This window comes from Spirosoma soli (assembly GCF_042684525.1).
Classification (GTDB): domain Bacteria; phylum Bacteroidota; class Bacteroidia; order Cytophagales; family Spirosomataceae; genus Spirosoma; species Spirosoma soli.
Map to the genome: position 1 here is coordinate 92,729 of NZ_JBHULN010000021.1, position 12,792 is coordinate 105,520.

The window sequence follows — 12,792 nt, forward strand, 5'->3', positions numbered from 1 at the left end:
TTGCATTATTGTCGTTGTTAGTCCGCCTGGTGAAACCCCACCGTGCAAATTTTACGAAAAACCACCTCATGAAAAGACTTTATTTTGGTCTGCTGCTTTTATTACTGACCATTTGCCAGACTAGCCTGGCGCAAAATCCGCAGATTAAGCGCGTTAACCCAACCAATTGGTGGGTGGGTATGAAAAATCCGAACCTGCAATTACTTGTGTACGGCCCTAATGCCGGTACGTTGGCGTATTCGATTAGCTATCCAGGCGTAAAGCTGGTTAAAGCGCATACCGTCGAAAACCCAAACTACGCATTTCTGGATCTGACCATTGCGCCCGCGACCAAGCCCGGCACTCTACAAATTGTGGGTAAAAAAGGAGCCCAAACGCTCAGGCAGTCGTTTGAACTGAGAGCCCGCGACAAAACCCCGAAAGGGCAGGGCGTTACGGCCGCTGATTTCATCTACCTGGCCATGCCCGATCGGTTTGCCAACGGCGACCCCAGTAACGACAAATTTGCCGACATGGCCGACCCTAACGCTGATCGGTCAAACCCTTTTTACCGTCACGGGGGAGACCTGGTCGGGGCTGGCCAACACCTTGACTATTTAAAGGACATGGGACTGACGGCCGTATGGTTTACACCCGTGCTGGAAAACGATCAACCCCTGACCAACGAAGGCGGTGTGATGCGGTCAGCGTATCACGGTTATGGCTTCACGGATCATTACGTGATTGATCGGCGGGTTGGTGGCAACGAAGCGTACCGCGAGTTTGTCCGGAAAGCGCACGCGGCCGGTATGAAAGTCGTGCAGGATGCGGTCTATAACCACGTCGGTATCAACCATTGGTTCGTTAAAGATCTGCCCATGAAAAGCTGGTTGCACCAGTGGCCAACTTATACCAACACCTCCTATAAATACCAGCCGGTCACCGATCCCCACGGAGCGGAAAGCGACCGGCGGGTAACGCTGGACGGCTGGTTTGTGCCCCACCTGCCCGATCTGAACCAAAACAATCCGTATCTGGCCAACTTCCTGATTCAACATGCTATCTGGTCGGTTGAGAATTTTGGCGTGGATGCCTGGCGCGTTGATACGTACATGTATAACGACCAGCCATTCATGAACCGCTGCAACCAGGCGCTGCTCGATGAATACCCTAAGATTCATATATTCGGGGAGTCGTGGGTGAACAACGTTGTCGACCAGTCGTACTACACCCGTAATAACATCAACTTTCCCTTCAAGTCGAACCAGCCCGGTGGCCTCGACTTCGTGCTGTATTCGTCTATGCTCGACGCGCTGAAGCAAAAATTTAGCTGGGACGATGGCGTGAATCGCTTCTATCAGGCGCTGGCGCAGGATGCCGTGTACGTTGATCCCAACAAGCTCGTCACGTTTCTGGATAACCACGACACGGATCGTTTCTTGTCGGTCATTGGCGAAGACATTGACAAGTACAAAATAGGACTGACCTGGTTGCTGACCACACGGGGTATTCCGTCGATGTATTACGGCACCGAGATCCTGATGAAGAATTTCAAAGATCCATCGGATGCCGAAGTGCGAAAGGACTTTCCGGGTGGTTTCCCCGGCGATAAGGAAAATAAATTTGAAGCCGCCGGACGTACCGATCGTGAAAATAACGCCTTTCAGTTCGTTCGTAAACTGGCTACCTACCGGCGGGATAACCCCGTTATGCATACCGGAAAACTAATGCAATACCTGCCTCAGGAGGGTACGTATGTTTATTTTCGTTACGATGGCAACAAAACGGTGATGATTGCTACCAACACCAACGAGAAAGAGATTTCGCTCGATACGGCTCGGTTCATTGAGCGCATGAAAGGGTTTACCTCCGCCCGTAACGTGCTGACCGACGAGACGCTGACCGACTTAAAACTCGTGAAGCTACCGGCCAAAACGGCTTTGGTACTTGAGTTAGGTAAGTAAGCTTCATAACGCAACAAACCTGGCTATGGATCGTAGCCGGGTTTATCTACAAAAGGTATGGCCCGGTTCGCTGTAGCTACTGATCACTTAATCTGACTGTATATAGTTAAATATGAGTGACAACGTAGGTAAGTTTTCTGCCTATTGGAGAGAGGTGACTCGTCGTCGGAACACGCAAAGCTCTCTCACTTGTAGCGCATGGCTTAGATTGAGACAGCGCGGCTGCCGCATTGATTTGTGATTGGACACGGTGCGCTCGCTCCGGCGCACCGATCGTAGGCCGAAGCGGATGACAAGTTGCGACACTATCCAGCAATTATTCGATGAATGCCACATTGCTGGAAAAGCTGACTTTGTATAGTATTGAGTAGGAGAAGGAAAACCAGAAGCTAATGGTTGAAATGGCAGAAATGAAAGCCTTGATGAAGCAGCTACTGGAGAGGAAATAATCTACACTTGATTACCATTAAGAACAGATTGATTCACGGTTTTATATTCTCACGAAAACGCTCTATCCGCGGGACGCTTCTCCCATAACTTGAAAGGCTACCCATGAGTGTGGCCTTTCAAGTCCCATTTTCATTTCAACAGCCCTGATAACCAAGACTTAAGAAGTTACTTTTTCTCATTGGTCTGCCGAACAATAAGCTAGGAAACTAACCAGCAACAGCTAGGTAGGCCAGACTGCTGCTTAACTCTAATCCACCTTCTTAGTTAGAGATAGCTACTTCAGAATAATGGACCGCTATCGATTCAGAATTTTCTTGAACTCCTCAAAAGAACAAATGGGTACAGGAGGAAACCGATTCGTCTGCCCAATCAGATTCAGAATATGGTGATCGTCGGATACCAACTAATCGACACCAGCTGCAATGGCACAATCTACAAACTTGTTGTCGTCTGGATCGTTAATAACCTGTCCAAAACGAAAGTAAGGTTCCTGCCGTACATGATTGGGAGCCGCCAGCGAAAGTGATGAGGCCAACTCAGCCGCTAGAGGGCCATAATAATAGCCTGTCATTTCGGCATATTCAAGCAAGATTTCAGTACTGACTACCCACGTGAACTGTCTGGCCGCAAAAGCATCATAAAGCCAGTGGTACGATCCGTCTCAAGGAATCGACCGGAGTAGACCACTTGTATCGATAATCACTTTCACTGAGCTGCCCGAATTTGGTCAAGCCGCTCCGTACGGTTCTCAACGTTCATTTGCTCTTCGAGTTGAGCGGTGGTTAGCCCTTTTTGCTGAATGGCCTTTTGGGCCTCTTCTTCGAGCCTTGTACGGAAATGCTGCATAAGCGTTTGGCGCATGGCCAACACCTCGGCTTCGCTCATCTCGAAGCTGAACATTTCTGGCAAGGCCAGTTGAGCATTGGTTAATCGTGGCGAGACAACCATAACGATAGCGAGAATAGACAAACTGATATACAAACTTAACGAAAACAGCCGGTCAGTGAGTTTGGTGCGACTTTGATAATTGCCATCTTGCGAGAAGGGCAACAAAACTAGAGTTGAGCTAAGTGTAGGTTTCTAATAACTCATCATCATACCAAGCCTGGCTGACCACAGATGAAGGTTTGTTTGAAAGTATACAGGAGGTAAACGGCGTTTAAATTTATTTATGCTTCGTAATCACATCATCTCATAAAATACGCCTAATTGAGACGATGTAGATTGTTCTTAACTGGGGCGTTTTACGACATACCGCTTTCCTGATTACTCGCTGAAGCTTCGGTCTCATTTGTCTAACAACTTGTATTAATTTACATAATTACCACGTATGCAACAGCTCTATTACTCTTCAATCATTTTTATGATCGGTAATTTATTTAATTGATACGTTTATAGTTGGAAATATGGAAGATCGCGCTGTAATTCAGCAGGTTAAACTCAAGCGTATTTTTGTTGAACCGATACTCATAATCTAATTTTAATAGAAATCCATCCTCTCGGAAACTCCCCATGTGCAGCAGCGAGTTGATCCAGTATTTTCGCCGATAAGTAGTTTTGGTGGTATTGGTTGTAAACTGCACCTATAGAGTGGTTGATTTTAGAATAGTCTGTTTACATAAAATGAGTGGCTGTTGCGAAAGTATTTACACTGTAAGTTTAAAACTAGGGTATCATTCATCTCATCAAAATCTCCTTTTAGGCAATTAGGCGTGCATCTTATAATTGGCTGTAGGCTGTCAGATGTAGAGTCGTGTGCTACAGCGAACCGGGCGGCCATGACGATTTAGAGATACACCCATAGTCGGGCTTGGTGCATTCACAGGGTCGTCAAAACGAACCCTAGCTTCTTTCCCTTCGCTTATTGCGAGCGCAGCCCCTACCTTTGCGGTCAACGTACGTAAGAACCATGTATATGAGTGCCATTAAAGCTTTTCTCTTCGACCTCGACGGGGTTATTGTCGATACTGCTATTTACCACTATCAGGCCTGGCGTCGGTTGGCCAATGAGTTAGGCTTTGACATTTCAGAGGAGTTTAATGAGCGCCTGAAGGGCGTTAGTCGCACCGATTCGCTGGATATTATCCTGGCGCACGGTGGCCTTATTTTATCGGATGAAAAAAAGGCTGAATTAGCGGCACAAAAAAACAAGTGGTACTTGGATCTGGTCAGTCGTATGACGTCCGATGACATACTTCCGGGGGTTGCTACCTTCTTCTCGCAGGTTCGGAAAGCTGGGTTAGAGACGGCCCTGGGCTCGGTCAGTAAGAATGCACCGTTGATTCTCGAACGTATCGGCATGACGCAGGCTTTCGACGCCATTATTGACGGGACTAAGATCAGTAAGGGAAAGCCCGACCCAGAAGTGTTTGCCAAAGGCGCTCAGGAACTGGACCGTCAACCGGCCGAATGTGTTGTGTTTGAAGATGCCGTTGCGGGTGTGCAGGCAGGTAAACGGGCCGGTATGTTCGTGGTAGGACTGGGCTCGCCCGACGTGCTGACTGAGGCTGATCTAATAGCCCCGTCACTGGAAGCGCTTACGGTGGAGGAAGTTCTGGCAAAAGTGGGCTAAATGGCTTAAACACAGAGCAGACAGAGCAAAACACAAAGAGAGCAAATTTATTCTCCGTTTCCTTTGCGTTTTGCTCTGTCTGCTCTGCGTTTAAAGTAAATTAAAACGCCAGCCAGCCCGAGACTTTGATGGCAAACGGGGTAACAGCAATGCCGCTGGGGGTAATGTTATCGCGATACGTCAGCCGGTGAATAGCGTCCACACGAAGCACTTTGAAGATATTATCAATGCCGTATCCTACTTCCACATAAGGCGTCTGACTGAGTGAGCTAAAGCCAGCAACGGGTTGCCCTTTGGCGTCGGTGGGCGGAATCGCGGCCAGGTTTGCCGACGTTACGCTGCCTGCTAACACCTTCGCTGTAATCAACTCACGCCACTTAAGTCGGCGAAGCAGAGGTAGCCTGTTAAACAACAGACCATTGAAGTTGTGCTCAAACTGTACGGTTGCCCAGCGGTCGCAGATAAACTCGAAGTAGTTCATCAGGTTATAGGCATTCCCAACGTAAAACGACGATTCGTTGCCGAGGGGCGTGAACAAAAGCGGATAGGGGATAGTAGATGGAATGATACCGGCGCCGAGGGTGTAGTACGTCCGACCTAAAACACCCATGCGAAACGAGTGCTTCATGCCGAGTGCAACCCGGTGGTAAGCAAATTCCCCGCCGAACAGATCGCGAACACCAGCTGTGTAGCGTAATGTGTAAATAGGTTTTCGGGTGGCTCCGGCACTGACCCGAACATTATCGTTCTGTAGCATCACCTCGTCGGGTGCAAAACGGGTTTCCCAGATCAGCTCCGTGGTTCGGTAGCTGTTCCGAATCATTTGGTTGTCATCCCGAACTTGTGGCTGAAACGCAAAAGGAAACAGCGGCTCGAACGTTCGGTTACGAAGGGCCAGGGTTTGGGTGAAGCCGCGACCCATTTCGCGCCGGAAGTACGCCAGGTTTTCTTCCTGAAAATAAGGGCGTCGGATGGTGCCAAAGCGGGAGTAAGCCGCAAATAAGGAGTTATTGCCAATGTTGTCGGCCGATACGCCCACGCGTTCAAGGTCATACGTCCGACGTACCCCAATTACCGTCCAGGGCTTTCGATTGAGAATGTACTCGATGTTAGCGCTGTATTTAAACCGTTCATCTTGAGTGCCATAGGCCAGGTAGCCACTTAAGAGCCATTTGCGACTGAAACCCGTGTTGGTGCGCAATCCGAGCCGGAAGCGGTGCCCCTCTACGTTATTATTCGCGTACGAATAAAGAATTGGCCCTACGTCAATGTGCAACGGCTCGATGGGTTTGTAGCCAAGCACCCCTAATTTGATAATCTCCCCGGCTGCTTTAATCAGCGGTACGTTACGTACGGAGTCAACGACCCGCATGGCCCGCCACTCGTCGGAAGAGAGCGAATCGGGCCGTACACGCTGCCAGAAAGCCGCATTGGCTTCGCGGTAGTCGTCGGCCAGCTCAATGGAAGGATCATAGAACGTAACTTCCTTTGGTTGATTTTCGGTAATGTTCCGGGCGGTAGCAAAAAACCGGATCAACGCGCCCGGCGCGCGGGGCGTAGGCTGGTCAGTATCGATGGTGACCTGCGTCTGGGTCGGAAATCGTAGTCCAGAAGAAGTTGCCCCCCATTCCTGTTCAATGTGCAGCTCGTCTACGAAGTTGATATTCGCTCGTTTGTCAACCCGCGCGTCAACCTGCGTTAGTGCCATCTGAAGCGTATCGATCCAGACGGTACCGCCGAAGGCCAAATCGCTAACTCGTTTGGGAGCGAACTCAATCTCATAACAGATGACGTTGTCCAGGGCGACGGTATCTTTCAGGCGGAATGTGTAGACCGTTTCCCATTGACTGCCGATGGGCGAGGGGATGTCTTTTCGTAAGACGTAAAGCGAATTACGATAAAAATTGTACTGTTGAAACGAGGCACCTGTCAACTGAGCGATCAGACCACCATCGCTGACCCCCACGCCGGTTACGTGCGACTTAAGAATCCGCTCTTTTACTTTCTCAGGATCGGTGCGGGCGAAGAAGTTAGAGAACGTTTCCGAAATAAAAACAGGAACGGCCGTTTTGCCGTTTTCGTCGGTTATGGCAGGGAGTTTGCCCAGCAAGCGCCCAATCGGTCCCGAGCGTTTATTGTTCTTACGTTTCTGATCAAAGTTGTTGATGTAGCCTTCGATTTTGGTGTAGCTATCGTATTCGTACGCTTTGAGCTGGGCCGGGTCGAACTGGCTCCGGCGTCGTACCGTCTCGCGAATGACGCGATACGCCGGATCGCCCCCTTTGGCGTACACCTTTACCTCCTGCAGTTTTGTGGCTGCTGCCGTGAGCTGAGCATCAATCAGCTGTGTCGTTTGCGGCAAAATAGGGTAGGAGCGGGTCTGATACCCTAAACTTAATACTAACAGCGAATCAGACAGTTGCTTAAGTTGAAGTGAGTAGCGGCCTTCGGCATCAGAAGTGGTACCGGTTGTTTGTCCTTTTACGGCAATGCTGGCAAATGGAATACCCTCACCGGTAGCAGCATCCGTTACGCGGCCGGAAACTGTGTAAGGAGGCTGCGCCACAACCAGCATAGGCCACATGAGGAGCAGTAAACAAACCGGGAAGATGCTTTGTATTCGTCGCTTCATTCAACAATGTGAGACAACCGTTTTGTTGCTTAACTCTAAAATAGTCAACAGGGTTTACTATAGATTGAAGTTTCAAAAAAAATGTTTTAAACAAATGATTAATGCTAAAAAAACTGGTATTCGTCTTATATTGATTTGTATGTGAAGTTGGGAGTTTAAGAATGACTACTTATCTGTTTATCAGTACGTCTGTCCGCTGAATTTCGTTGCAGCTTACGTAGGTATACAACCGTAAGGACAGTACAGCTAGGCCAATAAACAAGGAATCCCTCAGGCAGTGCCTGAGGGATTACCCACACCTATTCTAATCTAAAACCTATACGTATCACTGGGTTTAGGGTCGACCACCGCGACCTCCGCGGCTGCCTCCTCCATTGCCGTTTCCGCCCGTTGTCGGAGCGGCTTGTTGCTGCTGGCCATTGTTATTGTCTCCTCCGCCATCGCCTTTTAAGTCGTCGTTTTCGATTGACTTCCGGCGTTTTTGTGGAGCGTCGAAGCTTAGCTTACCAATCTTGTAACTAAATGTCAGACGAACGCCCGCATTGTAATAGCTGGTCATTGAGTTCTGTAATAGAATGGGAGAACTCAACTCGGCACGTTGCACAAACGGGTGATTCAGGAAATTTTCGGCTGCAAGTCCCAGGCTGGCCTTTTTGTCGTTGAATTCCTTACGGATGCCAAGGTTGTAAAAATACATGGTGCTTTGGTAGCCCTGTAGCTGCACTTGCCGGCCGCGGGCTCCGCCAAATGCCTGAAAGGCCCAGCCATTCTTAAGCGTCACGCTACTGTTCAATCGACCTGATACAACCCAACCCGAATTAGAGGCATTGTAGATCGGGCTTGGATCGTTGTTGGTCAAATTAACGTGGAAAATATCGACTCCGCCCCCAATCTGCCACTTTGAAAACAGGGTAGCGTTCGTAAACAAATTCAAGCCATACGTATCTTCACGACCTACGTTGCGATATGTTGTCTTAATAACTTGTTGAAGAACAGGATTTGTTACGTCGCCGAACGTTTGCTCGGTTACCGTACGAACTGCCGTAATCTCGTTGTTGGTACGCCGGGCAAATACCGAAGCATTTACGTATAGCCCCTTGATATTTCCACTGGTGCTGAATTCGATGTTGTCCGTAAATTCGGGCGAAAGACTTGGGTTACCCTGAGTAATGTTAGTGGGGTTGGCCGAGTTAACATTTGGGTTCAAAAACTGGATACCTGGTCGCTGAATCCGGCGATTGTAGGCCAGTTTAATGATTTTTCCGTTTTTGAGTGCTTTCGAGATGTTCAAGCTTGGCACTAAAGCTCCGTAATTTGGAATCGAATCGACGGATGCTGTCCCGCTCTGCTCAGCGGATGGATTGCTGAACCGGGCGTTGATGAAGGTGTATTCATATCGTGCTCCGGCCTTAATGGTGTACTTATTTTTGGTCGTGAGCGTGTAGGATAAGTAAGTCGCTGCAATATTCTGGTCATAATTCAGCGTATTTCCAGGACGGGTCAGGTCAACGACGAAAGGCGCATCGGCACCCGCTGCCTGGAAATATTGATACTCACTGTTCGCCTGACGTAAGATTCCTTTGCCACCAAACTCAATGAGTTGATTTTTGCCCAGCGGAGTTTGATAGTCAATCTGTAGAGTAGACTCTTGGTTATAACTCAGGTTATCGTTTCGCTGGCGGGCTGTTATCGTCTGGAAGTCGGTGCCACTGAGCAGGTCAGCAACGAAGTCATTCGTACGGTTATTTCGGCTGAAGAGTGCCAGTACGCTAAACTCCTGTTGAGGTTTGTAGGTGCGTGTGTACGTTACGTTCGCATCGATCGTTCCTGACAAATCTTTGGTCTGCACATTGCGATCGTTCGAGACCGGGAAAAAAGCGTTCGGCTGAAACGTTTGGGTAAACAAGTTATACTGGTTGTTTGTCCCATTGCGGGCCCCATACCGAATGCTGGCCGTGAGAGACGTATTTTTATCAATGTCGTAATCCCAGCCCAACTGATAATTACCAAACAACCGGCTCGACAGCGTGTTGGCGGTCTGAACCGTACGCGTGTACGGCGAATAGGTGTTGGTCGCTTCATTGTACGACCGGGTGCTCTGGTCGTTCTCAAAGGCACCCCGAACGTTGTACTCTGCCCGGCCGAACCCGCCCAACGTAAAGCCCATTTTACCTACCCGGTAGTTACCATTTATGCCCAGGTTACTGCCCCGGTTACCAACGCCACCGTTTACGTCGAGTGTTGCACCCTGCAAAGTGTTTTTCTTGGTGACGATATTAATGATCCCGGCCGATCCTTCGGCATCGTACTTCGCTGAGGGCGACGTAATCACTTCAACCGTTTTGATCATGTCGGCCGGAATCTGCTTCAGGGCATCGGCTACGCTACTGGCGACAATTGTACTGGGTTTGTTGTTGATCAGAACCGTTACGTTGCTGCTGCCACGTAAGGTAACATTACCGTCCAGGTCAACGGCCAGCATCGGTACTTTCCGCATAATATCCGTGGCGTCACCTCCTTTAGCGGTAATGTCTTTATCGGCATTGTAGACGAGTCGGTCTACTTTCTCCTCAATCATGGCCGCCTGGCCTACCACGTTCACTTCCTTCAGCGTGCGGACATCCGATGATATTTTTACGGTACCCAGGTTAATGTCCGAGCCCCGCTCAATGGTAATGACATTGGAGCGTTTGTCTTTGTAACCGATGAAGGTGAACAGCAGTCGGTATCTGCCCGGAGCTACCTTGCCCAGTGTAAATTTGCCTGATGCGTCGGCGGTTGTGCCATCAATCGGTTTGTTAGTGGCAAGGTTGAGCAGGGCAACCGTAGCAAACTCAACGGGTTTGTTGGTTGTCGAGTCAATTAACGCACCCGTGATTTTACCATTGCCACGAGCCAATGGTTCGGTTTCGGAACCCATTGTGCCAGGCCGGGGCTGGTTATCGGCAGGGAGCGTGGGCGTAGGCGTGGCAGTCTCAGGCATATTGCTGAGCGGGGGTAACGTATCTGGGCTGGCCTTGGTTGGCGACCCAAACGGGTCGGGTACGGCATTGGCGGGGGGGCTGCTCACCGCAGGTGTTTGCGTGCCACTGGTAGGAGCTCCCGGAGTGGATGCTCCCGGAGTGGATGCTCCCGGAGTGGATGCTCCCGGAGTGGATGCTCCCGGAGTGGATGCTCCCGGAGTGGATGCTCCCGGAGTGGGCACCCCTGGTACAGCAGGAACCTGCGCGAAAGCAGCTGTCGAACTAACGATGAGTAAAGAAAGTAACAGCGTCTTCATAAAATTCGGTTGTATGTGTAGACTAACTCTCAAAGGTGTAACTACGTTGGCGCGCCGGGAAAACAATCTGGTCGAATGCCGTTTTTTTTGTGCTGAAAGGGAGGAATACGCTGGCGAAGACTTGGCCTATTTTTGAAACAAACTACATTTGTAAAGCGTAATAGGTCATACAGGAAGTCATCAGCGCCTTCGCAGAGGTACAATCGGGTATCTATCGGTCAGGGGCAAAATCAACCAATCGGCTCGTTAACAATACGAAACAGGTCATGTTGCTAACGGCTATCGCATGTTAATACCAGTAATCCATGGAGTCACTAGAGTCTTTTTTTTCGGGCTGGTCACTTTTCGGGGCTGCCCCCATTCCCTATGAGCACATCACACAGCTTAGTGCAACAGCCCCTAACATAATTGCCTGGGCGGTGCCGGTCATGCTGTTACTAACCGCTTTAGAAATGGGTTTTTCGTACTGGCACGATCACGGGCATTACGATAAGCACGAAACCATTGGCTCCACCTTTGTTGGCATCGGTAACCTGATTATCTCAGCGGCTATCAAGATTGCAATGATTTACGTGATGGTGGCCGTGTACAACTTCATACCCTGGCGCATGGAGTTACAATGGTGGACATTGCTCCCCTGCTACGTGATCTATGATTTATGTAGTTATTGGGCGCACCGTATCTCGCACGAATCCCGCTTTTTCTGGGCTACACACGTCGTTCACCATACCGCCGAGCATTACAACCTGACGGTGTCGTACCGCCTGAGCTGGATTCAGTACATCAAGATTATCTTCTTTGTGCCGGTGATGCTGGTTGGCTTCCACCCGATCATCTTTTTCGTCACCAATCAATTCGCTACGTTGTTTCAGTTTATGCAACATACCGAGTATGTTCGGCGGCTGCATCCCTGGCTCGAATACATTTTTGCCACACCGTCTAACCACCGGGTGCATCACGGGTCGCAGGAGCAGTACATTGACAAAAACTACGGTGCTACGTTCATTTTCTGGGATCGGATATTTGGGACTTATGAGCCCGAAGACGAACAGGTAATATATGGCATCACGACTAATATCGACAATAAGGCCAACCCCTTGCACATCAATTTTCACGAAGTGAAAGACATGATTGAGGACGTTCGGCAGGCCAAAAGCTTACGGGAGAAATGGTTTTACATTTTCGGTAGCCCCGTGCAGGTGATGAACCTCAAAAAGAAACGGGAGCAGGTCGAACCAGTTGCCGTGGAAGCGTAATTCTCGGCCAGTGCAAGCGCATGCACTTACAGACAGGCCGTTCAACCTAGTAGCCGACTACTACAACAGGTTGAACGGCTTTACTTTTTTAAGCGAAAACTCAAACTCACTCCGGCTCTAAACCAAAGTCGGTTTAGGGCCAACTGAGTGTTTCCCCCAAGTGCATAGTTTGTTGTTTTCGTGCGCCACTGGTATTCCGGTCCAGCGTAAGCATCTATCGAAAACCGCGCCAGTTTATAAGGTTGATAGCCGATAAGTACACCCGTAAGCGTTTCAACCATCTGCTCGCTCTCAACAAGGCCGGTTGGTTCATCGCCCTCCGCTAGCTTAAGTAGCCCATACCCGATGTAGGGACTTAGGTACAAACCGCTGTTTTTCTGCTGAAGCTGGCGAAGGTAATACCGGTAATCCAGGTAGTATTTAGGCCCCTGGTCAATCCCCTGACTCAGCTGCTTATCAAACCGATACAGTCCACTGAGTTGTAGCGATGACCTTTGCGAAACGCCTACTTCAACGCTACCCCCGATAGACAGCGGAATCCGTTCTTCAATATGAACGGGATTAACCAGCAGCTTAGCTGTAATCGTTTGTGCGGACAAGGAGATGGGTAGGAGTACAGCTGCGAAAAAAGCGTATGGATTTGCCACCATCATTTTAGT

Annotated in this window: 8 protein-coding genes and 1 pseudogene; 3 read left to right on the forward strand and 6 right to left on the reverse strand. The window is 49.4% G+C overall.

Annotated features, from left to right (window positions below; genetic code table 11):
• Positions 1–68: 68 nt before the first annotated feature.
• A complete protein-coding gene (locus ACFSUS_RS24690; RefSeq protein WP_381526911.1) occupies positions 69–1,943 on the forward strand; it encodes a glycoside hydrolase family 13 protein in 1,875 nt (624 codons plus the stop codon).
• Positions 1,944–2,796: 853 nt separating this feature from the next.
• On the opposite strand, the pseudogene ACFSUS_RS24695 reads toward ACFSUS_RS24690, so the two are convergent.
• The 3 genes and pseudogenes from ACFSUS_RS24695 to ACFSUS_RS24705 form a co-directional block, all read right to left on the reverse strand.
• Positions 2,797–3,024 (reverse strand): annotated as a pseudogene (locus tag ACFSUS_RS24695) (PIN domain-containing protein); the annotation flags it as partial.
• Positions 3,025–3,098: 74 nt separating this feature from the next.
• Positions 3,099–3,443: a hypothetical protein gene (locus tag ACFSUS_RS24700; RefSeq protein ID WP_381526914.1), complete on the reverse strand. Its 345-nt coding sequence runs from the start codon at positions 3,441–3,443 to the stop codon at positions 3,099–3,101.
• A gap of 329 nt (positions 3,444–3,772) precedes the next feature.
• On the reverse strand, positions 3,773–3,976 hold the full coding sequence (locus tag ACFSUS_RS24705; protein WP_381526916.1) for a hypothetical protein: 204 nt from the start codon (positions 3,974–3,976) through the stop codon (positions 3,773–3,775).
• A gap of 332 nt (positions 3,977–4,308) precedes the next feature.
• Here ACFSUS_RS24705 and pgmB point away from each other — a divergent pair, with 332 nt between their 5' ends.
• Positions 4,309–4,965 carry a beta-phosphoglucomutase gene (pgmB, locus tag ACFSUS_RS24710; protein ID WP_381526918.1) on the forward strand — a complete coding sequence of 219 codons (657 nt, stop codon included), beginning with the start codon at positions 4,309–4,311 and terminating at the stop codon, positions 4,963–4,965.
• Between the two features lie 100 nt (positions 4,966–5,065).
• Here pgmB and ACFSUS_RS24715 read toward each other — a convergent pair whose 3' ends face one another.
• Complete coding sequence (locus tag ACFSUS_RS24715) at positions 5,066–7,597, reverse strand: DUF5686 family protein (RefSeq protein WP_381526920.1); 2,532 nt, start codon at positions 7,595–7,597, stop codon at positions 5,066–5,068.
• Positions 7,598–7,931: 334 nt separating this feature from the next.
• Complete coding sequence (locus tag ACFSUS_RS24720; RefSeq protein WP_381526922.1) at positions 7,932–10,877, reverse strand: TonB-dependent receptor domain-containing protein; 2,946 nt, start codon at positions 10,875–10,877, stop codon at positions 7,932–7,934.
• Positions 10,878–11,182: 305 nt separating this feature from the next.
• Between ACFSUS_RS24720 and ACFSUS_RS24725 the strand changes: the two genes are divergently transcribed.
• The gene (locus tag ACFSUS_RS24725; protein ID WP_381526924.1) at positions 11,183–12,133 is read left to right on the forward strand and encodes a sterol desaturase family protein; all 951 of its coding nucleotides are present in this window, start codon (positions 11,183–11,185) and stop codon (positions 12,131–12,133) included.
• A gap of 80 nt (positions 12,134–12,213) precedes the next feature.
• On the opposite strand, the gene ACFSUS_RS24730 is transcribed toward ACFSUS_RS24725, so the two are convergent.
• On the reverse strand, positions 12,214–12,732 hold the full coding sequence (locus ACFSUS_RS24730; protein ID WP_381526926.1) for a hypothetical protein: 519 nt from the start codon (positions 12,730–12,732) through the stop codon (positions 12,214–12,216).
• Between the last annotated feature and the right edge of the window lie 60 nt (positions 12,733–12,792).

Bases quoted from the DNA above. Each gene is read 5' to 3' on its own strand.
- pgmB (WP_381526918.1), top strand. From the start codon at position 4,309: ATGAGTGCCATTAAAGCTTTTCTCTTCGACCTCGACGGGGTTATTGTC.
- ACFSUS_RS24720 (WP_381526922.1), bottom strand. From the start codon at position 10,877: ATGAAGACGCTGTTACTTTCTTTACTCATCGTTAGTTCGACAGCTGCT.
- ACFSUS_RS24715 (WP_381526920.1), bottom strand. From the start codon at position 7,597: ATGAAGCGACGAATACAAAGCATCTTCCCGGTTTGTTTACTGCTCCTC.
- ACFSUS_RS24725 (WP_381526924.1), top strand. From the start codon at position 11,183: ATGGAGTCACTAGAGTCTTTTTTTTCGGGCTGGTCACTTTTCGGGGCT.
- ACFSUS_RS24690 (WP_381526911.1), top strand. From the start codon at position 69: ATGAAAAGACTTTATTTTGGTCTGCTGCTTTTATTACTGACCATTTGC.